The sequence below is a fragment of the Flagellimonas cixiensis genome (genome assembly GCF_042134615.1).
In the GTDB taxonomy this organism is placed as follows: Bacteria; Bacteroidota; Bacteroidia; order Flavobacteriales; family Flavobacteriaceae; genus Flagellimonas; species Flagellimonas cixiensis.
In genome coordinates this window covers 2,918,805-2,941,930 of record NZ_CP169639.1, presented here as the reverse complement: position 1 = coordinate 2,941,930, position 23,126 = coordinate 2,918,805, and the positions used below count along the sequence as shown (strand labels likewise).

Below are 23,126 nucleotides of genomic sequence, written 5' to 3'. Positions count from 1 at the left end.
TGTGATGAATATTAGATGGTTACTAAATTTACAAAAAATCAGTTGCCCAATTGTGCTTTTTGTCTTGGTATTAACAATAATTCCGTTTGCCTACCATTGATGTATCGAAAACCGTCCTCACCATAAAAACCGGGCTCTTCGAGCATAATGCGCACATCACGGTTCCATTCCGGAATATTTACGGTGGCATTCAACTCAATAGCATAACAGGTATTTGGGTTCAAAGGATAATTTTCACCATCATCTTTCATTACACCATCTTGAGCATCCCACATTCCGATAGTGGTTCCAGCCGAGTGTCCATACGTTCCCAATGGATGGGTATAGATGGATGGTCGGAGCCCTGCATCTTTGGCTCCTTGCAATGCCTTGGCCAAAATATCATTTCCTACCCGCCCCTTGATCATATTCGTGGTCAAGAAATCCTGCACACGATTACCATCGTACAACGCATTGTTTAAAAAGGAAGGTGCTTCGGTTTCTTCCGGTTTGAGTACATAGGCCATTTCTTGACAATCGGTGTTCAATCGTAAATAGGTGATTCCAAAATCGCAATGCAACAAGTCACCGGGCATAATTACTTTGTCCACATCCACCTCTCCAGAAAAAGAGCTCAAATGGTCTACCAACTCTTCTTGGTTCCGCTGAATGTCAACAGTTGGGTGAAACCATGTTTCCAATCCCAAATCAGTCACTTTTTGACGCATCCACCAAACCACATCATCGGTTGTGGTGATACCTGGAGTGATTACTTTTTCCGAAAAAGCTTCGGCCACAATATCGTGGGTAATATCGGTCAATTGGGCAAAAATGGCCATTTCACGAGGTGTTCTGGTTTCAATCCAACGTACCCCCAATTGCTCTGCGGAAACTACTTTATTCTTGAATTTACCAGGAAGATTGGCCATGAAGGCATCGTAATCCGTTTTATCGAGTCCGTCTGCAATATTGTGGTCTTCTGAAAAGTTAAGTCCAATGGTTTTGGGATTTCTTTCCGAAATCAATTCCATGAGTCTTTTCCATTGATCAGGTTCCTTTTCTTTGTCCCAAGCCGATACAATACTTTTCCCAACATTGTAACGCGCTACGGCCAATTTATCGATTGTGTTTTTCGATTTATCCCTATAAAATAGAAGAATGGTACGTCTTCGGGCATTCAACCATGTAGCTGGAAGCATGGTCCTTATAATTGGGTCCTCATTGTATTCCCTAGAAATCACTATCCACATATCAATTTCAGCATCATCCATCAATTGGGGCAGCAAAACATTAAAACGTTCTTCCAAAATTTCGTCCACAACTCGGGCCCGTTCCACTTCGGGCAGGATTTGTTGTGATAAAGCAATGAAAGGTGCTACAAATAATAAAAGTTGGATGGTTTTTCGCATGAGGGTTATTTTTGGTTTGAAGCTTATAAATTTACGTAATTCGATTGAGTGTTTTGGTTCTATTGATTTTTTGAGTGACAGTTTCTTCAAAGGTTTTTACAAAGTAAACCTGTTTGGGCACTTCATATTTGGAAATAGTCGCCAATGCCTTAATAGATTGAAGCAGTTCATGCTCATTTTGTGGTTCTCCCTCCATCACCAGTACCAGTTTTTGACCCAAACTTTCATCTGGCAGGCCTGCCACAAAAAAGCGAACAGCTATTAATGGTGCTATTTCTTTTTCTATTTTTTCGGGAAACAATTTGATACCACCAGAATTGATGATGGAATCGTATCGACCTAACCATCTAAACTGGGTGTCATTCTTAATTTCCACCAAATCGTTGGTCACCACCTTAGCATCTGAAATTTTCGGTGCATCTATTACCAGACAGCCTCTTTCATCCGTTTCAATTTGAACTCCTGAAAGTATTTCAAAATAATCCGAGGGTTGTTGGTTGATTTTTTTAACGGCAATATGGGTAATAGTTTCGGTCATCCCATAGGTTTCAAATGCTTGAACAGGACTACCCTGTAATTTGTCCCGAAGCTTTGTGTCGACTGGAGCTCCACCAATAATCAATGTTTTAATTTGGGATAATTGGCTGATGGAGTTTTGCACCTGCAAGGGTACCATGGCCACAAAATCATAGATTTTATCTTCTTTTAAAGGTTTCGAAGCAGGTTCCACTGCATCTAAATGCAGCCCCGAAACCATAGCGCGGACCAACATCATTTTACCGGCAATTCCTGTGCAAGGGAGACACAAAAGTGCCTTTTGTTTGGGTTCCAATTTAAAATAATCTCCTGTGGCCAAGGCTGAATTGAACATATGGTTCTTTTTCAATTTTATCATTTTGGGCGTACCTGTCGAGCCCGAAGTGGAAACCTCCACAGTTGACTCATCCGAAAGCCAATCCAATAAAAATTGCCCTATTTGGACTTGAAAATCTTCACCATGTTTGACCAATGAATTCCCTTTTTCAATCAATGCTCCTTTGGTAAAAGAAGCTCCATTGAACTTAAAATCAGGATGAATATTATGCCAAGTCGGATGCTTCATTTGATATTGCCACAAATTCCTCTTTTGACAAAACCTTTCCAAAAAGTCTGTCTTTCCAATTTTTCCAGCCGTATTTTTTGGAGAAAATAAGCAGCAAAATCGGATAAACCACAAAAACGGGAATCAAAACATCCCAGCCCAAAACGGGTTCGGACACATCTTTATAAATTGAATTCGTTTGAAATGCTGTCCAATCGGCAGTGACCAACAAAGCGGTAATTAAATTATTGGCTGCGTGAAACCCGAGTGCCAATTCCAAGCCTTCATCCATCAAGGTTAAAATACCCAAAAAGAAACCTGTTCCGATGTAATAAATAAGAATTCCGTGACCAAGTCTTTCCACTTCAGGATTTGCTAAGTGCATCAAACCGAAAAGTGTAGAGGTAAGTACCAAAGGTACCCAACGGTTTTTGGCCATAAGTCCAATACCTTGCATCATATGTCCACGAAAAAGGTATTCCTCGAAACTGGTTTGCAATGGAATCAACAAAATTGCAATAATGGCTAAAGGAATAAACTTGGTAAGGTTAAAGTTGAGAACATAATCCTCCGGAGAAAAATAAATATCTATCCCAGTTAAAATAATGGTGATGCCACCCCAAAGTCCAAAGGCGAAAAATATTCGTTTCCAATCGATTTTCTTTCTGGAAGTGGTCAACGAGGTAATGGATTGCTGATGGATCAATAAGGTCCAACCCAATACCACAAAAAATCCGACCACCAAAGGTGCCAATAGAATAATAAGCACCACATTAGAGCCCAATTGGTCGATGATCTGTTGCATGGCATCTTCTGTATTTATCGGCGAATTTATGGTCATGATATAGTTGACCACCATAAAACCAATAAAGCCCAATGGCAAAAACAAATACTTCCAAAGGCCTATGTTGCCTTTATACCCTTGTTCTATGTACATATATTTTCAATTATTTCTTTATCCCATTTTTGGGACTTGTTATAAAAAATAGCGCCTTTTTCAACCTCTAATGGGCTTTCTATATTATTGGTATATAAACTTCCTGTGCCCAGACCTTGGGGCATGGTGCTATCCAAGGTATATGTCCACTGCGCAATAGCGTTTAAGCCAATATTGCTTTCCAATGCGCTGGTGATCCACCAACCTATATTTTGTTCTTTGGCCACGGAAATCCATTCTTGACTACCTTGGTACCCGCCCACCAAACTTGGCTTTAAAATAATGTATTGCGGTTGTATGGTTTGTAGCAACTCTACTTTTTTCGTTACATCAAAAATGCCAATCAACTCCTCATCCAATGCAATGGGCAAGGGTGTTTCATGGCAAAGTTGGGCCATTTGCTCCCATTGTCCAGCCTTTATAGGTTGTTCTATCGAATGAATTTTAAATTGTGCCAAACATTCCAATTTTTGCAAGGCCTCTTCGGGAGTAAAGGCTCCGTTGGCATCAACGCGAAGTTCTATTTCTTCAGGAGAAAAATTATCTCGAATGGATTGTAGAATAGCGATTTCACTTTCAAAATCGATGGCTCCAATTTTCATTTTAATGCATTGGAATCCATCTTTTAGTTTTTGTTCCAACTGTTTCAACATATAGGTTGAAGCGCCCATCCAAATCAACCCATTAATGGGAATCGGAGCTTGTTTTTTGGTAAAATCTGACGGAAACAATTCAAAAAGATCAGGTGCATTTAACGACAGAAAGGCCTGCTCCAAACCAAATTGAATGGAGGGAAAAGCCTTTAATTCTTTAAGTAATGCTTCTTTTCCCAATTGAATGTTTTCACATGTCCATTTCAATTTTTGTTCGTAATCGGGAACATCGTCAACACTCAAACCACGTAATATACCGCACTCCCCTATTCCAATCTTATCTTGGTTTTTAAGGATTACAAACCAGGTTTCTTTTTGGGTGAGCACTCCCCGCGAGGTACCACTGGGAACTTTAAAATCGAGAATGTACTTTTTGTAGCTTGCTTTCATGGGGTGGATTCAAATTTAACGATAAATTCAATCCTGAAGCAAGATAATATAGATCAACTGAAATTAAACCAGAAACGAACTCCTTCGGTTTGTTTATCGATGTTCAATTTGGATTGCAACTGGTTCACCAATCTATTCATTAGGCGTATTCCCATGGATGAGTTGGAACGTTCGTCCGTATCTTCTGGTAGTCCAACCCCATTATCGGTATATTCAAAATAGCCTTGATCCCCATTTTTGCGCAAATGGATATAGATTTTTCCATTTTCGTCGTTTTCTGGAAATGCATATTTGAAGGAATTGGAAACCAATTCGTTCAATATCAACCCAAAAGGAATGGCTCGGTCAATATCCAATTCAGTGCCTTCGGCATCAATGGTAATACTGATGTTGTGCCCTCCTTTTTTATAAACGGACTGTACACTGTTGATCAAACTTTCGATATAACCTTGCATTTCTATCACGGAAAGGTCATCATTTTGATACAGCTTTTGGTGAATCAACGCCATGGCCTTCACCCTGCTCTTCCCTTCTTCCAAAGCTTCAATAGCTGCTTTGCTGCGTGTATTTTTGGTTTGAAGACTCAATAGACTGGATACCATTTGAAGGTTGTTCTTTACCCTATGATGGATTTCCTTCAGCAAGGAATCTTTCTCAATTAAAGCGTTTTCAATAATGTATTTTTGCTCCTCAATCAAGCGTTGGTTTTTTATACTTTTTAGGTAGGCATACACCAAGCCAGCAAATCCCATCAAAGTAAAAATCAAGGACACAAATACCAAGTTGCTGCGCTCCTCCTTGGCCTTCATATCGCTTCTGATCAACTCCATATCGCGCTTTTGTTCATCGAGCATGCGCTGTTTATTGATTAAATCTTCATTGGCCACTATGGTCACCAATTGTTGTTTAATGATATTGGATTGTTTTGCTGCCAAAGAATCTTTGATTCTTTCGTTTCTTTTGTAGTAGTTGGTGGCGTTTTGATAATTCTCAATCTTGTCGTAATAAATGGCCAACAAACTGTTCTTTTTAATGGTCTGTAAAATACTGATGTTGTCAAATTCAGTATCTAAAATTCGCTTGGCGGTACTATTCTTGTCCATTTTTAAATTGGCTTCTGCCAGGAACAAGGTATTCTCCACTACTTCACTCTGATCGTTATTATTTGGTGAGGCTTTTAAAACTTCAATACTTTTTTCCAATAATGGAATGGCCTCCTCGAGTTCGCCCATGACCACATGGCACTTGGCAATTCCTCCATCTATTTTTGCTTCCAACAATTCCGCTTCAAAAATATCATCCTCATTTTTTTGAATGGAAATATCGTTGTTGTACACATTTAAATATCCTTTGGCTTTGTTGAGCTCTCGTAGTGCTGTGGGCGCAGAATCATCCAATCTAAGGAAGTTGCCCAATTTACTATGGTATTTGGCCAATCCGTACGAATCGTTGTCGGCTATGGTAGGTCTAACTTCGGTGGCATATTGCTGCCAAGCTTCCATATATAGACCCAAATTGCTATAAATATCGTAGAATGCTACGTTTTCGGTTATTCCTAATTCGCGTTTTTCTTGTCGAATTTCAATTTGTTTATCGTACAGCTGAAGATTGGCGTAATTGTTATCCAATACGTTGAGCACCTTGTTGCGGGAATCCATATCCAAGGTGTCCTTTAAGTCATATAGTTCTTTGGCGACCGCAGTGCTTTTATCAAATTCACCAAGGTCGTTGTAGAGCTGTGCCTCCATTACCAAGTACAAGCGTATTGCTGAAGTGTCATTGGTTTTTTCGGCATTGGTTCGATATATTTTAATGGTATCCAACCAATCGTAAGGTGAATTAATGTTGTATCTGTTTATTGAATTAAAAAACACCTCGAACCTATCAGCAGGTAAGTTGGCATCCTGAAATTCTTTAAGCACACTTTGTTCGTCGTCCAAAATGGACTGAGCTGAAGCATTGCACAGAAAAACAAAAAATATAGCGGTGAATAAAAGTCTTACGTAACGTCCCATTAATTAAATTGATACAGCGCGCAAAATCATAGATTCTTGTGCCCTATATAGTTATTGTGCCCATTTCCTTTATAGCCCCAATAATGTTACTGTTTTCAAAGACCTAAAATAATGCCGAAAACAAAGTATGGGGTATATAAAGAACGTTAGTTTGTCCTCAAAATTAAATCCAATAGGAACGAGTTGCCCGGTATTGTTGTGAAACTGTCGATTTCTGTTGTGAAAAGTATTTAGATGTATGTGAAGTGGTAGTTTATCGATGTTTTGTGCTTTTCATGGAGTTTGCCAACTGCCAAATGTCTATAAATTGAAAAAGGCCCTGCTTTTTACCAACAAGACCCTTTTACGAGAACACTATATGAAAATGAAAAAATTACTTTCTGAATCATTAACACTGCTAAAGTACGTGGCTTTGGTCTAGGATGAAAAATATTGTTGTGAACCGTCCAAAAGTTGTGGTTTTCTATAGCTAAACAGTTTTTAGGCAAAAAAAAAGTGCCTCGAAAGGCACTTGTACTTTAGTCTATGACTTGCGATATTAACTGTTCATCGATGAAAGGATAAACTCCTTAAAATCCTTTGAAATCGGGATAAGGTTATTGTTTATCATAATATCCTTGGAGTTAATCGCATCGATATGATCTACGTTTACGATGTATGATTTGTGCGCACGGTAGAACTTATTCTGTGGTAATTTTTCCAAATAATCCTTTAAAGGGGAACGCACTAAGAATTTCTTATCGACCGTATTTACCTCCAAATACACATTATCTGCCTTGATGAATTGAATATCAGAAAATTGAATTCTATAATACAGATGTTGTTTTTTTACAAAAATGGAATCCTTTAAAACAGAGTTGGATGCGATACCATCGGCAGCATCTTCGGCAGCGGCCTTGTCGTTTCCTTTTTTGGCATAATTAAAATTTGAAAGTGCAATTTCAATGGATGTGTACAAATCTTGTTGCTCAAAAGGTTTTACCAAATAACCATCTGGTTTAACGGTTTTGGCATTCTCTACAGTTGCTCTATCGGAGTTGGATGTTACAAAAATGAAAGGGATGTTGTAAGTGTCCCTAATATGTTTTCCTAAATCGATACCGGTTTTATCCGAAGCTAGGATAATATCAATAAGGACCAGGTCTACATGATTGTTTTTCAATACATCTACGGCTTGCTCGTACACAATTACATTGTCTACAATTTCATAGCCTATCTCCTCCAGCATGGATTGCATATCATCAGCGATGATAACATTATCCTCAACGATTAAAATCTTAATTGGTTGTTCCAAGTCCTTTATAGTTTATATGGTTGTGAACCAAATTTACAAAAAAATATTAACTGAAATTAGGAAGAGAATTGCCAATAAAAAAGTACTTAATGCCAATTTTTTAAGCTCACCATCCAGCAAGCCAGGTTCTTGGGTCACCATTACCTTTCGCAAATGAATCAACAACGGAATAAAAGCCAGCATAAAGAAGGATTGCGGCCAATCTAGGTGTTCTAAAAATAGAAAAGTCAACATACAAACAAAGGCGAAACCAATCAAAATAAAATGATAGCGCTTCCCATTTTGAAAACCCATTTTCACTACCAAAGTATTTTTTCCGTGTTTTTTATCGGATACCACATCCCTAAGGTTGTTAAGGTTTAGCACTCCTACACACAACAAACCAATGGCAATGGCCGGCAGCCAAGCCGTGGCATGCAGACTTTTTGTAAATAAGAACATACTACCCAGAACACCCAATAAGCCGAAGAAAAGGAAAACGAACAAATCTCCCATACCTTTATAGCCATAAGGATTGGAACCCATGGTGTATTTTATGGCCGCCCAAATACTTAAAAGGCCCAAAATAAAGAAGATGATAATATAAAGAAGATTCTCAAGTCCGAAAGCTTTATAAATTAAAGCAACCGCTAAAACCATGCTTATTATTATCGAGATGATAATTCCTTTTTTTAAATCAGCACGAGTAATAGAACCACTTTGCAATGCCCTTGCCGGACCAATCCTATCTTCGTTATCGGTTCCCTTTACACCATCGCCATAATCATTGGCAAAATTGGATGTTACTTGAAAACCAACGGTGGTCAGCAAGGCTAAGATAAAAATGGTCACATCAAACTGACCATGCATCATGGCCAATGCGGTACCTACAATAATCCCGGATAAGGAAAGTGGTAATGTGCGGAGTCTTGCAGCTTGAATCCAAGCCTTAGTGTTTGCCAATACTAAAAGGGGTCTTCTATTTGTATTCGTTTTCCATCTTGGTAAGATGCCACAAAAGCATCTTCAAAACCCATTTGCACCAATTGTTTTCTAAATTTTTGGGCTTCTTCCAAAGTTTCAAAATTGCCCAATGAATAGGCATAGAAAGGATTGGTCTTAACAAAAAGCGTGTTGGTTAATGCCTCGGAGGCCAAGGTTACGTTGTTATCCACAAACGATTTAACCTGAACGGAGTAAATCTTTTTCTTGTCCAAAAATTCTTTGGCCAAATAAAATTCCTTCACCAAACTTAATTCTTCGTTTTGGCTTCTTAGATTATCCAAACGGGCTTTAATGACATCCAAACTATCGATGGATACCAAAACATTGTTTTGGTTTTCAAAGGATTGCTTACTGCTCAACCCAGCCGTGAACGAAGTTATGGCCAAGGCTCCAATAACAAATAGGCCCACAAAACTTAAAAGTACGTTACGTTGAAGCTTTAACTTTTTAAGGTCTTTATTCTTGTATTTGATTTGGTCTAGCAGACGTTCGTTAATAATCTGGGCCTTATCTATATCCTTATGAAGGTCCAATAAATCACTTTCTTCAATAAAAGGCATATGGTGAGGGAGTTATAAATTATTAGCTATACCAAGGGCATAGCACCAATATGTTAATCCGTATACCTACAAATGTAAAATTTTTGTTTAAAGAAAAAAACTAATCGGTTTGAAACATTTAACACAAAAAGAGATGGTTACAACAAATAAATCCCATCATCCTGTATATTGATCTTGCGTTGTCGGTACAAAATACCCACTCCCTTTTTAAATGCTTTTTTGCTTAAGTGTAGCTTAGATTTTATCTCATCGGGAGAAGATTTATCGTGTAGGGGCAAAAAGCCATTGTTTTTTTCCAGTTCCTCAAAAATTATTTTGGCGGTGGGTTCCAACATCTTGGCTCCGATGGGTTGCAGCGATATATCTATCTTTTTATCGTCCCTAACATTTTTAACGTAGCCTTTTAATTGGTTGCCTACTGAAATTGGTTGATAAATGTCACTATCAAAAATTAGCCCTTTGTGTCTGTTGTCTACAATTACTTCCCAGCCAAGCGGCGTTTTTCTTTGCACCAAAATATCAACCGCCGCATTTACCTCATAATCGACATCTTCATTGGAGAGAAATTTGTCCACTTTACCAGAGCCTGTCAAACGCATGCTTTCTTCATCCATATAACAATGGACCACATACTTTTTTCCCTCTTCCATTCGTAGGGTTTGTTCCCTAAAGGGAACCAGTAATTGTTTTTCCAAACCCCAATCCAAAAACGCCCCGTAAGTTCCCACTTCCTTAACTTCCAAATAGGCAAAACCATTTCGGATTATTTTGGGTTTTAAAGTAGTGGCAATGGGCCTTTCATTATTGTCCAAATAACAGAACACCTCCAGCTCTGCATCGATTTTAAAATCTTCGGGCACATATTTATTGGGAAGCAAAATCTCCGTTTCTTCATCATCTCCCAAAAAAAGCCCAACACTAGTGCTCCTGAGCACTTTAAGGGTGTTATAATTTCCCAATTCTATCATAAGACAAAGGTATGTTTAAATTGTGGGTATAAAAAAAGCTGCCCTCAGTGTGGACAGCTTCTTTATCGGATTTGTGTAATCTTAATTGTAAACCGATTCTTTTTTAAAATGCTTGGCCAACATATAATAAATGACCGCGCGATGTTTATTCTTTTCTGATGTGCCGTATTTTACAATAACTTCGTTGATGGCATCCATTAGTTCGGGACTATCATCCAAGCCCAATTTTTTCATCAAGAAATTATTCTTTACTGTTTCCAGTTCCTTTTCATCGGAGCCTGAAACCTTGGAAGCATCCAAGTTATAAATTGAAGGCCCCAAACCAACAGCTACTTTGGTTAAAAAATCCATATCTGGAGTAACTCCAAATTTATTTTTAATATCCTCCGCGTATTTTACAATCAATTCGTCTCTCTTGCTCATATTCGATTAATGTTCTTTTTTTATAGTTGCCGTCTAAGATATGAAATCGAAATAGCCAAGCAAAATTTTATTGTTCAGTGTTCTTGGCGTCGAAATTTCCAAAATTTTAGGCTTTTCGGAGGCTTCATAAAAGTTTTGAAGACGTACTTCCAAATCAATTTCATTATTTACCTGCTGATGCTCAAAACCATACATCTTTGCTAAATATTCCCCGGTAAATTGATGATGGGTCTCAAAAAAGGTCTCGAATTCTTCGGTGTCTTCTTTTCCGGGAAGAATCCTAAAAATTCCCCCACCCTGATTATTGATAAGAATGATTCGGAAATCGGACTTAATATATCGATTCCACAATCCATTGCTGTCATAAAAGAAACTCAAGTCGCCTGTAAGGAGCAAAGTAGGGTCAGAACTATGGATTGAAGCTCCCACTGCGGTAGAAGTACTGCCATCGATTCCACTTGTTCCTCGATTGCAAAACACCTTTAATGTAGCATTCATTGGGAACAATTGCGCATAACGCACAGTAGAACTGTTGGCCAAATGAACTTGGTATCCTTTGGGTATGGTTTTTATGATTTGCTCAAACACAGTAAAATCTGAAAACGGTACCTGCTTTACATACGTTTCTCGTTTTTGCTCATAATTGGCCTTGACATTTTTCCAATGGGATTTGTAGGTGCTCGATACGCTCATGCCCGTAACAATCGATTTTAAAAAGGCATTCGGATCTTGCTTGATGTGCCTATTCAAACAGAAAAATGTATCGTAAGCTTTTTTTGTGTCGATGTGCCAATGGTTTTGGGGTTGATATTCCCTCAAAAAAGCTTTTATCTTTTTGGAAACTATCAAACCACCAAAGGTGAGCAATAGCTCGGGCTGTAAATCTTTGAACAAGTTATCCCTATCCTCCGATTTTTCAATAGGCGCAATGATACTGTCAATACTTTCAAAAAACTCTGGATGATGTAGGTTGGAAGTCGTTTCTGTAAACAACAAAACACTGTCATCTCCTGCCAATGCCTTCAAAATGTTCGCCTCAATCGCATTAGGTTGATTCACCCCCACCAAGACCATTTTCTTGGCGGTGTTTTGCCAAATCTCTTTTAACCCGTCCAAATCTTCAAGTTCAAACGGCTCCACATCCAAAGCTTCCTCATCTTGTAGGGTAATCGACGGCTGCTCTATCCTACCGTACAAAGGCTCTTCAAAAGGAATATTGATATGTACTGGCGAATTTTCATTAAAGGCAACTGACAATGCCTTTGCCAATTCCTGTTCATTATGGGATTGAATATCCTCCTGGGAATCTATTAAAAGTTCTTTTCCAAATTTTGCCACTTTGTGGGCCGCATGGGATATATCTTGCTTTAGGTTGGCAGCATATCCAATATGCTTTTCCAGCACATTTTCCTGTCGAATGGTTTGTCCATCACCGATATCGATACCATAGCTGGGTCTATCGGCCGAAACCAAAATCAACGGAATATCGCTGTAAAAAGCCTCGGCCACCGCAGGATAAAAATTTAAAAGAGCACTTCCCGAAGAACAAATCACCGCAACAGGCTCTTGCAACTGCTGGGCCATTCCCATGGCAAAAAAGGCAGCGCAACGCTCATCGACAATGCTAAAACAATTAAAAAAAGAATTTTTGGTAAAACTTATGGTCAGTGGAGCATTTCTGGACCCTGGCGCAATTACAATATTTTTAACCCCCTTTGATTTAAAATATAAAACCAAGGTTTGTGCCGCTGGAATATCTGAGTACATCATGGACTACAAAAATACATCCTTGAATGGGATTCCCCTAAATTCCCAATCAGGATTTTAGAGGATATTGAGCATGGTCTTACTCTTGTTTTGGGTTTCCTCCCATTCTAATTTTGGATTGGATGCCCCTGTGATTCCTCCTCCTACAAAAATGGATGCCGTGGAAGCAGTAAGTTGCATACACCTCAAATTCACATAAAGTGATACTTCTTGAGGTTTGTTCAAATTGATTTCCCCCAAAAATCCAGTATAGTAGCTTCGCTGGTAATTTTCGTTCTTCAAAATGAATTTTTGTGCTTCCTTGGTAGGAATGCCGCAGACTGCAGGGGTCGGATGCAAAGCCGAAATCACTTCCTTCAAATTAATATTGGCGTAAAAAGTTCCCTTTACCTCAGATTGTAGGTGCCATAAGTTTCCGGCTCTAACGGATTTAGCTTTGCTAATATCCAAATGGTCCATAAATGGACTAAGCTGGCCTTTAATGTAATCGGAAACCATTTGTTGCTCCTCCACCTCTTTACGGCCCCATTCTGGTTCTACATTTACTTTATAAGGCAAGGTGGCCGCCAAAGAGACCGTGAATAATTGATTCTCCTTTAACTTTACCAATGTTTCTGGTGTGGCTCCGCACCAAGTTCCTACCTTGGGATGATAAAACAAATAGCAAAAGGCATTGGGGTATTTCCCTAAAAGGGATTTAAAAATAGTGGTCGGGTCTTTAGCAATTTGAACTTCTATTTTTCGTGAAAGCACTACCTTTTTTAGGTTTCCCTTTTGAATCTCTTGAATGCCTTTTTCCACCAATTGAACATGAGATGCTCCGTCACCTTCATTTGGTGCAATTGATGTATTTTCAAGACTGTTTTTAAAATTAGCTTCGGTCTCCCAAACTGTATCTGGTTGAATCAAAACCAGTCCATCTTCCGATGCAAAAGGAGCAAAAACAAATCCACGCTCTGTAAAATCCTTTACAAAATGTAAGTCCTTGGTTTGTTGAAGAACGGCAGTGAGTTTAGTTTCTTGAGGTTTTCGATACACCACAAAGGGTAAGTGATTTTTATAACTTTCCTCAATTTTATGAAAAAGCTCTTGTGATGGCTTACTTTCTGGGCAATGCAATGGTAGTCAATTTACAGTTGGAAATCAGTTGGCCTTCACCGTCGGTGATTTTTATTTCCCAAAGTTGAGTGGTTCTGCCTTTGTGCAAAATGGATGCCTTGGCATAAACAAAACCTTCCTTGATGGATTTTACATGATTAGCCGCAATTTCGATACCCCTCACAAAAAACTCCTTTCCATCCAAAAAAATATAAGATGCTGCACTCCCTACACTTTCGGCCAATGCCACCGAAGCTCCACCATGCAAAACACCATCGGGTTGGTGCACTTTTGGGGTCACGGGCATTTGGGCCAACAGAAAATTCTCTCCAACATCTATAAATTTAATGTCCAACGTCTCCATCAGGGTATTCTTGCATATTTCGTTGCAAACGGACAGAATTTTTTCTTTGTGCTCGTTCATCCTTTTACTTTTTTGTAAAATTACACAAAGCATTTGCAATAATTAAATAGGTAACCCCAATCATGCCCAACTCCGAAAAGACCGTAACCTATACCACAGAAAATACCTACCTGACCCAGAACCAGTTAAGCCCGAAAACAAAAAATGTGTGGTTGGTTTTTCATGGATATGGGTATTTGAGTCGGTATTTTGTAAAATATTTTAATGGATTACATCCTGAAGAAAACTATATCATTGTTCCTCAAGCGCCCTCCAAATACTATTTAAAAAATGAGTTTAAATATGTGGGTGCAAGTTGGTTGACAAAAGAAAACACATCCTCCGAAATAAAAAATATACTCAGTTATATTGATGCGGTTCTTAATGCAGAATCCATTCCTGAAAATGTCAATCTTATCTTATTTGGCTTCTCTCAAGGAGTTTCAGTCGCCGCCCGATGGTTAGCCCAACGTAAAATGAACTGCAAATTAGTGGTGCTGTATGCTGGGGGCATTCCGAACGAGCTTACCCAAAAAGATTTTGAGTTTTTGGATTATGCTCAAACAGAAATCAAAATAATTTATGGGAACAACGACGAATTCCTAACTACAGAACGGTTGGAGACGGAACATGTAAAATATGAAAACTTGTTTCAAGGTAAAGCACAGGTCATCACTTTTGAAGGCAAACATGAAGTTAAACCTGAAATCATAGAAGGATTAATGTAATCGCTAACCAATACGTTTACTTTTTATTGGCCTGATCTGTAGATTCAGTTTCCTCGTAATATTTAATGACTCTTGTGGTGTAATCGTTTTTAGGTGTAACGATCTGTTTTACCCAGTTGCTAGGTTTATGGCTATCAAACTGAAAAATATATTCTTCGGTAGCTTCTGTATTCAATGTTTTGGTCACCACCTTGCTCAACACATTATTGGAATAATGATAATATTGTTTCTGCTGGGAAACAAATTCCTTTTCATTGATGTCGTATATGAAATCTTCGTACGTCACCAATTTGTTATTTGCGTTGAACACCTCTTCTGTGGCTCGATTAGGTTCCCCATCGATGTATTCTTTGGTCAATACCACCTTTAGTTTTCCTTTTGGACCGTTTTTTTCAGAGGTCCGAACAGATTTTTCCAAGATGCCATTGGTAAAAGTGCTTACTGTGGTTTCGTTCTTAACATTGGCATACACAAAAGTGGTCTCATCTACGCCCTCGGTATTGGAAGAAACCATACGCACTAGTTTACCTTCCTCATCGTACTGATATTCTTGTTGCTCCAGAAATTGCTTGTCGTAGGAGATTATTTTCTCCAAGATTCTTCGGTTGGGAACCGTATCAATCTCATAGAAATTGGCCATGGAAGTGGACTCGTCCAAGGTGTTGTTCTTGTAACTCTCCATTCTTTTTTCCACCAACTCTTCTCCCTCATATTTATAATATGTAATGTCCTGGTCAAGCTCGTTGTACTGGGTTACGGTCTTGGTTAAAATACCATCTTCATTGAATTCAAAAAGTTCACGACCATAATCGGTGATCACCAAGCAAGATTTCACCTTGCCCACAAGACCAAAATCACCGACCTTGAAAATCTGAACCTCTTGGGACCAACTTATTAGGTTGGCAAAGACAGTAAAAAGAAAAAATATGGCGTAGTGTTTTTTCATGCTGCAAAATTAGCCTTTTAATAAGGCCGACCAAAAATTTATTGCACATACCATGCCTTATTTTACTTTATGAAAACTATTCTTAAAACTTGCGTTCTGGATGAAATGGAGTAATGTCCATGGATAATTTTTTTCCAGAAATTAGTTCAGTGACCAATTTACCTGTAGCAGGTCCTAAACTCCACCCCATCATAGCATGACCAGTGGCGATAGTTAGATTGTCAATTGCCCCAACCCTACCTATATAAGGTAGACCATCAGGAGAAACTGGGCGTAATCCACATTGGGCATTGTTTTTATCTTGTTCGGAAATTTGAAGTCCTGGATAATAGTCCTCCACCCCTGCCGCAATGGCCTCAACCCTCTCCTTACGGATGGTATGGTTGATTCCTGAAAATTCCATGGTCCCTGCAAATCGGGTAAACCCTTCCATTGGGGTAACCGCTATTTTCTTCTCCATTAATATGGCTGGCATGGAAATGTTGGTTGGGGTTTCCATATTGATTCGATAGCCCTTTCCTGCTTGCAATGGAACCTTTACCCCTAATTTTTTGGCAATGCCAGTGGTCCAAGAACCAGCGGCAAAAACTATTTCGTCAGCGGTATAGGTAGATTTTTCTGTTTTTACTTCACTAATTTTTCCATTGTTTGTTGAAACATCCACAACGGCTTCATTTTTTTTGATAATCACGCCTGATTTTTCAAGATGTTCCAGCATCCTTTTCATGATTAAGGGAGGTGTAGTATGTCGGTCGCATTCCCACAAGATGGCGCCTTTGGCATTCAACTCCACATTAGGTTCCAACTTTTTCAATTCTTCCAGACTCAAAACCTTTCCTTCCAATCCCAATGGAGCCGCTTTGTGCAATACTTCCATTTCGTGGTCGCGTGCAGCATCCGTTTGGTACATCATTAAAAGCCCTTTATCCCCTATCTCAAAATCACCGAGTTCACCAGATTTCTGAATATCTTCAAAAAGTGAGCGACTTAATAAGTTGATGTCACGAATAACCGGCATTGCAATGTCCACTTTTTCTTTGGTAGACGATTTTTTAAAATACCACGCCCATTTGATAAAATCAGGGTCCAATCTCGGTTTCATATAAAACGGACTGGCAGAATTGAACATATATTTCAATCCTTGGGTGATCATGCCTGGCGATGCCAACGAAATAATATGGCTTGGAGTTAAATATCCAGCATTTACAAAGGAAGCTCCCGAAGTAATATCCGATTTATCCAATACGGTAACCTCGTGTCCATCTTTCTGTAAAAAATAAGCTGTTGATAGTCCAACTATGCCTCCCCCAACAACGATAACACTTTTATTTTTCCCCATTTTTATAGCCTTTGCAATAGAAATTAAAAAGAGGCGCCAAGATACATAAAGGCTACGATAATGTTAATGCATAAATTGCGAATTCTTTAGGTAGTTTTTGACTACTTTTGGAAGATTTTGAAAATATTTTAATAGATGAAAAAATTAGTACTATTGGCCGTTGGGCTAATGTTGGCCTGCAATTCTTCGCAGAAAACAGTTACGGAGGCTCCTAAGGCTCCAAAAATAATAGACCCCGTTGCTTACGGTGAAACTATAACAGAGGATGACTTAAAAGAGCATTTGTACACCTATGCCTCCGACGAATTTGAAGGTAGGGAAACAGGAACAGCTGGCCAGAAAAAGGCTGTAGAATATTTAAAATCCTTTTATGAGGAAATGGGAATCGCTGCAGCACAAGGCAATGGGGATTATTTTCAAAATGTGCCCTTAGAAGTATCCAAGGTTCCCACGGGAAGTATCAGCATCAACAATACTACCTTAGAACTAGGTGAAAACATTGTAACCTTTTCAGCGGCTAAAGGAGAGGTAAATAGCATAGTTTATGTGGGTTATGGCATTGAAGAAGGTGATTATTCCGATTATAATGGTATAGATGTAAAAGACAAATTTGTATTGATCAAAGCTGGAGAGCCTGTTGAAAATGGAATTTATCCGCTTACAGGTACCATGGAAAAATCAATTTGGAGCAATGCTTCTGAAGCTACGGGCAAAAAGACAGAAATTGCCTTGAGCAAGGGAGCCAAAGGAGTATTTTACTATGATGCTCTGACCTTTCCAAGATTTAGAGGGTATTTTGAGTTTATGAAAAACAATAACAGTGGTAGAATGCAATTGGCCTCGGATAGAAATGATAATATTCTTATTTACTTGAATGAAATTGCCGCCACTGCCATAAAAAGTGATATTGAATCGGATAATGTAGCCACCAATGTTCCCGTGAACTTAAACTTAAACATTACTGCAGGCAATGATCAAATTAACTCCGAAAATGTTGTCGCGGTCTTAAAAGGTTCGGAAAAACCAGACGAGTATGTGATTATTTCTTCTCACCTAGACCATATTGGAATTACAGGCGATGGACAAATCAACAATGGCGCAGACGATGATGGTTCTGGAACCGTAGCCCTTTTAGAAATTGCTCAAGCTTTTAAAAACGCGGCCGATGAAGGCAATGGCCCAAAACGTTCCATTGTGTTTTTGCATGTAACGGGCGAGGAAAAAGGATTGTTGGGTTCTCGATACTACACCGATGTTGACCCCATTTTTCCATTGGAAAACACGGTTGTTGACCTCAATATTGATATGATTGGTAGAATTGACCCGAATTATCAAGGGCAGAGAAATTACCTTTACCTAATTGGTTCCGATAAATTGAGTACTGAATTGCACGAGCTATCGGAAGACATCAATAAAAAATATACCAACATAGAGTTTGATTACACTTATAATGATGAAAACGACCCTAACCGTTTTTATTACAGAAGTGATCACTACAACTTTGCCAAAAACAATATTCCGATCATCTTTTACTTTAATGGCACTCACGAAGATTATCATAGACCAGGCGATACTCCGGATAAAATCAACTACGATCTTTTGGAAAACCGTACCCGTTTAATTTTTTACACGGCATGGGAAGTGGCCAATAAGGATGATAAATTGATTGTAGACAAAGCTACAGACTAAGAATTAGATGGTAATGAAAATAAAAAGGCCCTTTAAAAAGGGCCTTTTTTTAGTTTGTTCCATAAAAAAATCCCAAACCAAATGGTCTGGGATTCTATAACTTAAGGGTGGAAGACCGGGTTCGAACCGGCGACCTCTGGAACCACAATCCAGCGCTCTAACCAGCTGAGCTACAACCACCATTTAAAGCGGATGCAAAAATACTTTTTTGTATTGATTCAACCAAAATATTTTTACAAATAAGATGCATTCAATACAAGAATTGTATTTAAACTATTTTACCCTGCTCCTAAGCGTCTCGAAACCAAAATACTACTCAAAAGGTATAATTTATCGATAAAATACACGTTTTGCTAGACCAAACACATAATTATGCGCATTTCACAACAAATAATTCTCGCATTCGTGTTTCAAATTTATTTTTACAGCAAATAATTCAACCCATTGTTGTCGGAAAAAAACTTCAAACTTAGCATCAAACAACTACTAATACCTTTAGTAGCCCTAATTGCTATGCTTCTTTTTGTGTCACCTGTGCAAGCACAGTCCAATAAAAAGGATAGTCTGGAGTATAAATTTCAAAGATTGGAGTCGACCAATAGGTTCAACCCAAAAGACACGACCCACATTAACTTATTGGTAAAGCTTGGCAAATCGTATCGGTATTTGGATATCGATAGTGTGTATTCCATTTCCAAACGTGTGTTGGAGTATAGTGAGGCCATAGACTATCCGTATGGAAAAATTAATGGTCTTCGAGGTATGGGCAGTTATTATTATGAAAAAGGTAAACGTAAAGAAGCTATGCCTCTTTATGAAAAAGCTTTGCAACTTGCCGAAGAATCTGAGGATTTTTTATCGGAAATCTCCATTTTGAACGTACTTGCCCAAAATGCCAGTTTTGAAGGCAACTATGCCGAGGCCCTCAACCTCAATTTAAAAGGTATCGATATTGCTAGGCAGGTAAACGAACCAGAAGCACTCTCCATTCTCAATGAAAATATTGCAGGACTTTATGCCGAACAAAAGGATTTTAAAAATGCCTTGATGTTCTATGATACGGTTCAAAAAATCAACAGCACTTTGGGAGATGAAATTGTGGACGCTGAAACCCAAAGTAATATGGCATCACTCTACAAGGACGCAAAGGACTTTAAGAATGCCATGTTCAACATCAACCGGAGTATCAATACGTTCGAAAAGCATGAAATCATCGATTGGCTTGCCTATGCCTACGAGGTAAAAGGTGATATTTACTTGGAGCAAGAAAAATACAAGTGGGCCTTGTATTGGTTTGATCAGAGCAATCAATTGTTCAAACATAAAATTGATGATGATCGGGTCAAAATTCAGTTGATGAATGGCCTTGCCAAAGTTTATCTTGGATTGGAAACCGATAGTCTTTCCTATAAATATGCGCAAGAGGGATTAGAACTGTCCAAAAAAATAAAGTCGATTCAAGGGCAAATTGATTGTTCCGAGACGTTGTACAAACTACACAAAAAGAATGGTTGCGATAGTGAGGCATTAGCCTACCTCGAAAGTTTTAAAATGCTGTCGGATTCGTTATCCAAAGACAAAAGCAAGCAGAGCTTATCGCTTTTGGAAACCAAATTGCAATACGAGCAAGAAAAACAGGAGTTAATTGAGGCCAATGAGCAAGCTTTGGCCAAACAGCGAAACTACATCTATTTTTCTGTGATTATTCTATTGATCCTTACCATCATCACTTTTGTGATTCGCCGTAGTGAGAATATTCAGAAAAATTTGAACAAAGAACTACAAGAAAAATCACAAGCAGTTGCGGTACGTGAGGTGCAATTGAATGAAATCAACAGCACCAAAACCAAGTTGTTTTCCATTATCGGACATGATCTTAGAGGTCCTATTGGTGCATTGCAAACCATGCTCAAAATGTTTACGGATGGGGAAATCAGCCAAAAAGAATTTCTCTCTTTTATTCCTAAACTAAAGTCCGATGTAGAAAACATTTCCTTTACGTTGAACAACTTGTTGTCGTGGGGTCAAAACCAAATGAACGGGGTGGTCACTAAGCCCAAACGTATTTCCTTGAGCTATATCGTAATTAATAATATTCAGCTCCTATCTGAAATTGCCAAGAGTAAATCCATCAAAATCATCAATCAGCTTCCCGATAATCCCCGTATTTGGGCCGATAACAACCAAATCGATATTGTAGTTCGAAATTTGTTGAGCAATGCCATCAAGTTTACTCCAGAAAATGGTCTTATCACCATTGATGCAAAAGAAAAAGAAGATGCTTGGGAGATTTCCATCCGCGACACAGGCGTAGGGATGAATGAGGAAATGCAGAAAAAGATATTTGAAAGCTCTACCAACGTTACCACTTACGGAACCAACAACGAAAAAGGTACAGGTCTTGGACTTTCCCTATGCAAGGAAATGGTCCTGAAAAACAAAGGAAATATTTGGGTAGAAAGTGTAGTCCGAAAAGGTACCACCTTCTATTTCACCGTCCCTAAAGCTGAAAAAAGGTATCAAAAAGCCAGTTGATCAAATCAACTTGTCCAGACTGTCCACAGCAATAAAACGCTCAACGGTAAAGCCCTCAGCATATTCAACCCCTACAATTCTACCTAAATCCCTAGCCCGATAATTTACGCTATCGGTAAAATTTTTACTGCTGATCGGGGTTTCCGGCTCATCGCTATTTGGGTCGTAAAACTGGGAACTATATGCCATAATGGCTTCTGTTTTTTGCGCTATAAATTCAGAAACATCAACTACAAAATCAGGTTCCAAGCTCTTCCACTGGATGTAATGGTACACTACTTTGGGTCTCCAAGCTTCTTGCCACTCGTCATCACCATCCATTTTTGTATCAATCTTCATCAATCCACTCAAAAAACAGGCATCACTTACCAATTTTGAACCTTTAGCATGGTCAATATGCCTATCATCTATGGCATTGCAGAGCACAATTTCAGGTCTGTATTTTCTAATTATTTTGATTAGTTCCAACTGGTGTTCCTTATCGTTCACAAAAAATCCATCGGCAAATTCCATGTTCTCACGAACTGCAACACCCAATATTTTGGCTGCATTGGCGGCTTCTTGGTCTCGAATTTCAGCGGATCCACGAGTTCCAAGCTCTCCCCGGGTCAAATCTACAATTCCCACTTTTTTTCCATTGGCCACTTCTTTGGCAATAGTGGCGCCAGCTCCAAGTTCGGCATCATCTGGATGTGCGCCGAAAACTAAAATATCTAACTTCATGTTTATTTATGCAGTAACGGTCATGGATTTTACTTTGGCAATGGCCTGTTCAATATCCGCTATTAAATCTTCTATTTCTTCAATTCCCAACGAAAAACGAATTAGGGAATCCTTAATTCCTTGCTTGGCCCTATCTTCCGCACTCATCAATGAATGGGAGGTTTTAACAGGTGAAAGCACGGTGCTTTCTATGCCCGCTAAACTCATGGAAGGCTTTATCAATTGCAATTCCTTGAAAAACAAGGATGTGTCAATTTCTGGGTTTAGTTCAAAAGACAACATGCCACCAAAACCTTTCATTTGGGATTTGGCCAATTCATGTCCGGGGTGGTCTTTCAATCCAGGATAATATACTTGGTCCACATCGGCACTTTGACTCAAATAGGCAGCCATTTTCATGGCATTTTCATTCTGGGCCTTTACACGAATTGCCATGGTTTTAATGCTACGCTCTAATAACCAAACGGTGTAATCGCTTAAACTTCCACCAAAACAAATCCCTGTTTGCCATACAGCATCCATGTTCTCTTTTGAAGCAGCAACCACCCCAGCGCATATATCCGAATGTCCTCCCATATATTTGGTTGCACTGTGGATCACTACATCAATTCCCTGATCAATCGGAGTTTGGTTCACAGGACTTGCGAAGGTATTGTCGATCATGGAAAGGATTCCTTTCTTTTTGGCCAAATCGGCTACTCCTTTTACATCGGTAATGGTTAATAAGGGATTGGATGGCGTTTCCAGATACAACACTTTGGTGTTGGGCTTGATTTCTCTTTCAAAATCTTCAACATCCCAACCCGAGGTAAATGAATAGGTAATACCAAACTTCTCAAATTGACTCACCGCAAAATGATAGGTTCCACCATAAATGGTCTGCTGCAATACCACATGGTCACCAGCTTGTAAAAATGTCATTAAAGCCGTGCTGATGGCGGCCATACCGCTACCAAAAATCAAGGCAGCCTCGGCATGTTCCAAGGCGGCCAGTTTTTTGCACAATGCTTCTTGATTGGGCGTATTATAATATCTTGGGTATCTTTTTACATCTACGTCATCAAACTCGTAAGAAGTACTCATATATAATGGAGAAACCGCTCCCTTAAACTGTTTATCTTCCAATTCTCCTACATGGGTGCAGATGGTATTGAGTCCTTTTTTGTCGTTAGTCATGTTGGTCAATCTTTATGATAAAGATACGA

At 38.9% G+C, this 23,126-nt stretch carries 20 protein-coding genes and 1 tRNA gene; 3 read left to right on the top strand and 18 right to left on the bottom strand.

What is annotated here, in order from left to right; translation table 11 throughout:
- Positions 1 to 38 precede the first annotated feature (38 nt).
- The 13 genes from ABT310_RS13025 to ABT310_RS12965 all read right to left on the bottom strand — a co-directional run bounded on the left by ABT310_RS13025 (position 39) and on the right by ABT310_RS12965 (position 13,982).
- A complete protein-coding gene (locus tag ABT310_RS13025) occupies positions 39 to 1,388 on the bottom strand; it encodes a M24 family metallopeptidase (RefSeq protein WP_375324322.1) in 1,350 nt (449 codons plus the stop codon).
- 31 nt (positions 1,389 to 1,419) lie between these two features.
- Entirely contained in the window at positions 1,420 to 2,490 is a 1,071-nt protein-coding gene (locus ABT310_RS13020) for an AMP-binding protein (RefSeq protein ID WP_375324321.1), read from the bottom strand.
- A complete protein-coding gene (locus ABT310_RS13015; protein ID WP_375324320.1) occupies positions 2,468 to 3,406 on the bottom strand; it encodes a lysostaphin resistance A-like protein in 939 nt (312 codons plus the stop codon). The genes ABT310_RS13020 and ABT310_RS13015 overlap by 23 nt, the downstream gene beginning before the upstream one ends.
- Positions 3,397 to 4,449 (bottom strand): o-succinylbenzoate synthase, encoded by a 1,053-nt coding sequence (locus tag ABT310_RS13010; protein WP_375324319.1) that lies wholly within the window; start codon positions 4,447 to 4,449, stop codon positions 3,397 to 3,399. The genes ABT310_RS13015 and ABT310_RS13010 overlap by 10 nt, the downstream gene beginning before the upstream one ends.
- A 53-nt stretch (positions 4,450 to 4,502) precedes the next feature.
- Positions 4,503 to 6,464 (bottom strand): sensor histidine kinase, encoded by a 1,962-nt coding sequence (locus ABT310_RS13005; protein ID WP_375324318.1) that lies wholly within the window; start codon positions 6,462 to 6,464, stop codon positions 4,503 to 4,505.
- A 538-nt stretch (positions 6,465 to 7,002) separates the two neighbouring features.
- Positions 7,003 to 7,758 (bottom strand): LytR/AlgR family response regulator transcription factor, encoded by a 756-nt coding sequence (locus ABT310_RS13000; protein WP_375324317.1) that lies wholly within the window; start codon positions 7,756 to 7,758, stop codon positions 7,003 to 7,005.
- A 33-nt stretch (positions 7,759 to 7,791) separates the two neighbouring features.
- On the bottom strand, positions 7,792 to 8,700 hold the full coding sequence (locus ABT310_RS12995) for a 1,4-dihydroxy-2-naphthoate polyprenyltransferase (protein WP_375324316.1): 909 nt from the start codon (positions 8,698 to 8,700) through the stop codon (positions 7,792 to 7,794).
- Between the two features lie 2 nt (positions 8,701 to 8,702).
- Positions 8,703 to 9,302, bottom strand: coding sequence for an SPOR domain-containing protein (locus ABT310_RS12990; protein WP_375324315.1), 600 nt, complete (start codon positions 9,300 to 9,302; stop codon positions 8,703 to 8,705).
- 137 nt (positions 9,303 to 9,439) lie between these two features.
- Complete coding sequence (locus ABT310_RS12985; RefSeq protein WP_375324314.1) at positions 9,440 to 10,270, bottom strand: S1 RNA-binding domain-containing protein; 831 nt, start codon at positions 10,268 to 10,270, stop codon at positions 9,440 to 9,442.
- Positions 10,271 to 10,351: 81 nt separating this feature from the next.
- The gene (locus ABT310_RS12980) at positions 10,352 to 10,693 is read right to left on the bottom strand and encodes a DUF2853 family protein (RefSeq protein WP_375324313.1); all 342 of its coding nucleotides are present in this window, start codon (positions 10,691 to 10,693) and stop codon (positions 10,352 to 10,354) included.
- 33 nt (positions 10,694 to 10,726) lie between these two features.
- A complete protein-coding gene (gene menD / locus ABT310_RS12975) occupies positions 10,727 to 12,463 on the bottom strand; it encodes a 2-succinyl-5-enolpyruvyl-6-hydroxy-3-cyclohexene-1-carboxylic-acid synthase (protein ID WP_375324312.1) in 1,737 nt (578 codons plus the stop codon).
- Between the two features lie 54 nt (positions 12,464 to 12,517).
- Positions 12,518 to 13,579 (bottom strand): chorismate-binding protein, encoded by a 1,062-nt coding sequence (locus ABT310_RS12970; protein ID WP_375324311.1) that lies wholly within the window; start codon positions 13,577 to 13,579, stop codon positions 12,518 to 12,520.
- Entirely contained in the window at positions 13,560 to 13,982 is a 423-nt protein-coding gene (locus ABT310_RS12965) for a PaaI family thioesterase (RefSeq protein ID WP_375324310.1), read from the bottom strand. Before ABT310_RS12965 ends, ABT310_RS12970 begins: the two co-directional genes overlap by 20 nt.
- Before the next feature lie 62 nt (positions 13,983 to 14,044).
- Between ABT310_RS12965 and ABT310_RS12960 the strand changes: the two genes are divergently transcribed.
- Positions 14,045 to 14,689, top strand: coding sequence for an alpha/beta hydrolase (locus ABT310_RS12960; RefSeq protein WP_375324309.1), 645 nt, complete (start codon positions 14,045 to 14,047; stop codon positions 14,687 to 14,689).
- Positions 14,690 to 14,705: 16 nt separating this feature from the next.
- Here the strand turns inward: ABT310_RS12960 and ABT310_RS12955 are convergent, their stop codons facing one another.
- A complete protein-coding gene (locus ABT310_RS12955; protein ID WP_375324308.1) occupies positions 14,706 to 15,635 on the bottom strand; it encodes a hypothetical protein in 930 nt (309 codons plus the stop codon).
- An 82-nt stretch (positions 15,636 to 15,717) separates the two neighbouring features.
- Entirely contained in the window at positions 15,718 to 16,974 is a 1,257-nt protein-coding gene (locus tag ABT310_RS12950; protein ID WP_375324307.1) for an NAD(P)/FAD-dependent oxidoreductase, read from the bottom strand.
- A 135-nt stretch (positions 16,975 to 17,109) separates the two neighbouring features.
- On the opposite strand from ABT310_RS12950, the gene ABT310_RS12945 reads away from it, so the two are divergent.
- Positions 17,110 to 18,663 carry a M28 family peptidase gene (locus tag ABT310_RS12945; protein WP_375324306.1) on the top strand — a complete coding sequence of 518 codons (1,554 nt, stop codon included), beginning with the start codon at positions 17,110 to 17,112 and terminating at the stop codon, positions 18,661 to 18,663.
- A gap of 105 nt (positions 18,664 to 18,768) precedes the next feature.
- Here the strand turns inward: ABT310_RS12945 and ABT310_RS12940 are convergent.
- Positions 18,769 to 18,844, bottom strand: a tRNA-His gene (locus ABT310_RS12940).
- Between the two features lie 332 nt (positions 18,845 to 19,176).
- On the opposite strand from ABT310_RS12940, the gene ABT310_RS12935 reads away from it, so the two are divergent.
- Entirely contained in the window at positions 19,177 to 21,198 is a 2,022-nt protein-coding gene (locus ABT310_RS12935; protein WP_375324305.1) for an ATP-binding protein, read from the top strand.
- On the opposite strand, the gene bshB1 is transcribed toward ABT310_RS12935, so the two are convergent.
- Together bshB1 and ABT310_RS12925 are read right to left on the bottom strand one after the other, a co-directional pair.
- Positions 21,199 to 21,921, bottom strand: coding sequence for a bacillithiol biosynthesis deacetylase BshB1 (gene bshB1 / locus ABT310_RS12930; RefSeq protein ID WP_375324304.1), 723 nt, complete (start codon positions 21,919 to 21,921; stop codon positions 21,199 to 21,201).
- Between the two features lie 6 nt (positions 21,922 to 21,927).
- A complete protein-coding gene (locus tag ABT310_RS12925; protein WP_375324303.1) occupies positions 21,928 to 23,097 on the bottom strand; it encodes a trans-sulfuration enzyme family protein in 1,170 nt (389 codons plus the stop codon).
- Between the last annotated feature and the right edge of the window lie 29 nt (positions 23,098 to 23,126).

Excerpts from the sequence above, each read along its gene's own strand:
- menD (WP_375324312.1), bottom strand. The coding sequence starts at position 12,463 with ATGATGTACTCAGATATTCCAGCGGCACAAACCTTGGTTTTATATTTT.
- ABT310_RS12990 (WP_375324315.1), bottom strand. The coding sequence starts at position 9,302 with ATGCCTTTTATTGAAGAAAGTGATTTATTGGACCTTCATAAGGATATA.
- ABT310_RS12985 (WP_375324314.1), bottom strand. The coding sequence starts at position 10,270 with ATGATAGAATTGGGAAATTATAACACCCTTAAAGTGCTCAGGAGCACT.
- ABT310_RS13020 (WP_375324321.1), bottom strand. The coding sequence starts at position 2,490 with ATGAAGCATCCGACTTGGCATAATATTCATCCTGATTTTAAGTTCAAT.
- ABT310_RS12945 (WP_375324306.1), top strand. The coding sequence starts at position 17,110 with ATGAAAAAATTAGTACTATTGGCCGTTGGGCTAATGTTGGCCTGCAAT.
- ABT310_RS13005 (WP_375324318.1), bottom strand. The coding sequence starts at position 6,464 with ATGGGACGTTACGTAAGACTTTTATTCACCGCTATATTTTTTGTTTTT.
- ABT310_RS13010 (WP_375324319.1), bottom strand. The coding sequence starts at position 4,449 with ATGAAAGCAAGCTACAAAAAGTACATTCTCGATTTTAAAGTTCCCAGT.
- ABT310_RS12960 (WP_375324309.1), top strand. The coding sequence starts at position 14,045 with ATGCCCAACTCCGAAAAGACCGTAACCTATACCACAGAAAATACCTAC.
- ABT310_RS12965 (WP_375324310.1), bottom strand. The coding sequence starts at position 13,982 with ATGAACGAGCACAAAGAAAAAATTCTGTCCGTTTGCAACGAAATATGC.
- ABT310_RS12925 (WP_375324303.1), bottom strand. The coding sequence starts at position 23,097 with ATGACTAACGACAAAAAAGGACTCAATACCATCTGCACCCATGTAGGA.
- ABT310_RS12950 (WP_375324307.1), bottom strand. The coding sequence starts at position 16,974 with ATGGGGAAAAATAAAAGTGTTATCGTTGTTGGGGGAGGCATAGTTGGA.
- ABT310_RS12980 (WP_375324313.1), bottom strand. The coding sequence starts at position 10,693 with ATGAGCAAGAGAGACGAATTGATTGTAAAATACGCGGAGGATATTAAA.
- ABT310_RS13015 (WP_375324320.1), bottom strand. The coding sequence starts at position 3,406 with ATGTACATAGAACAAGGGTATAAAGGCAACATAGGCCTTTGGAAGTAT.
- ABT310_RS13025 (WP_375324322.1), bottom strand. The coding sequence starts at position 1,388 with ATGCGAAAAACCATCCAACTTTTATTATTTGTAGCACCTTTCATTGCT.
- ABT310_RS12955 (WP_375324308.1), bottom strand. The coding sequence starts at position 15,635 with ATGAAAAAACACTACGCCATATTTTTTCTTTTTACTGTCTTTGCCAAC.
- bshB1 (WP_375324304.1), bottom strand. The coding sequence starts at position 21,921 with ATGAAGTTAGATATTTTAGTTTTCGGCGCACATCCAGATGATGCCGAA.
- ABT310_RS12935 (WP_375324305.1), top strand. The coding sequence starts at position 19,177 with ATGCTTCTTTTTGTGTCACCTGTGCAAGCACAGTCCAATAAAAAGGAT.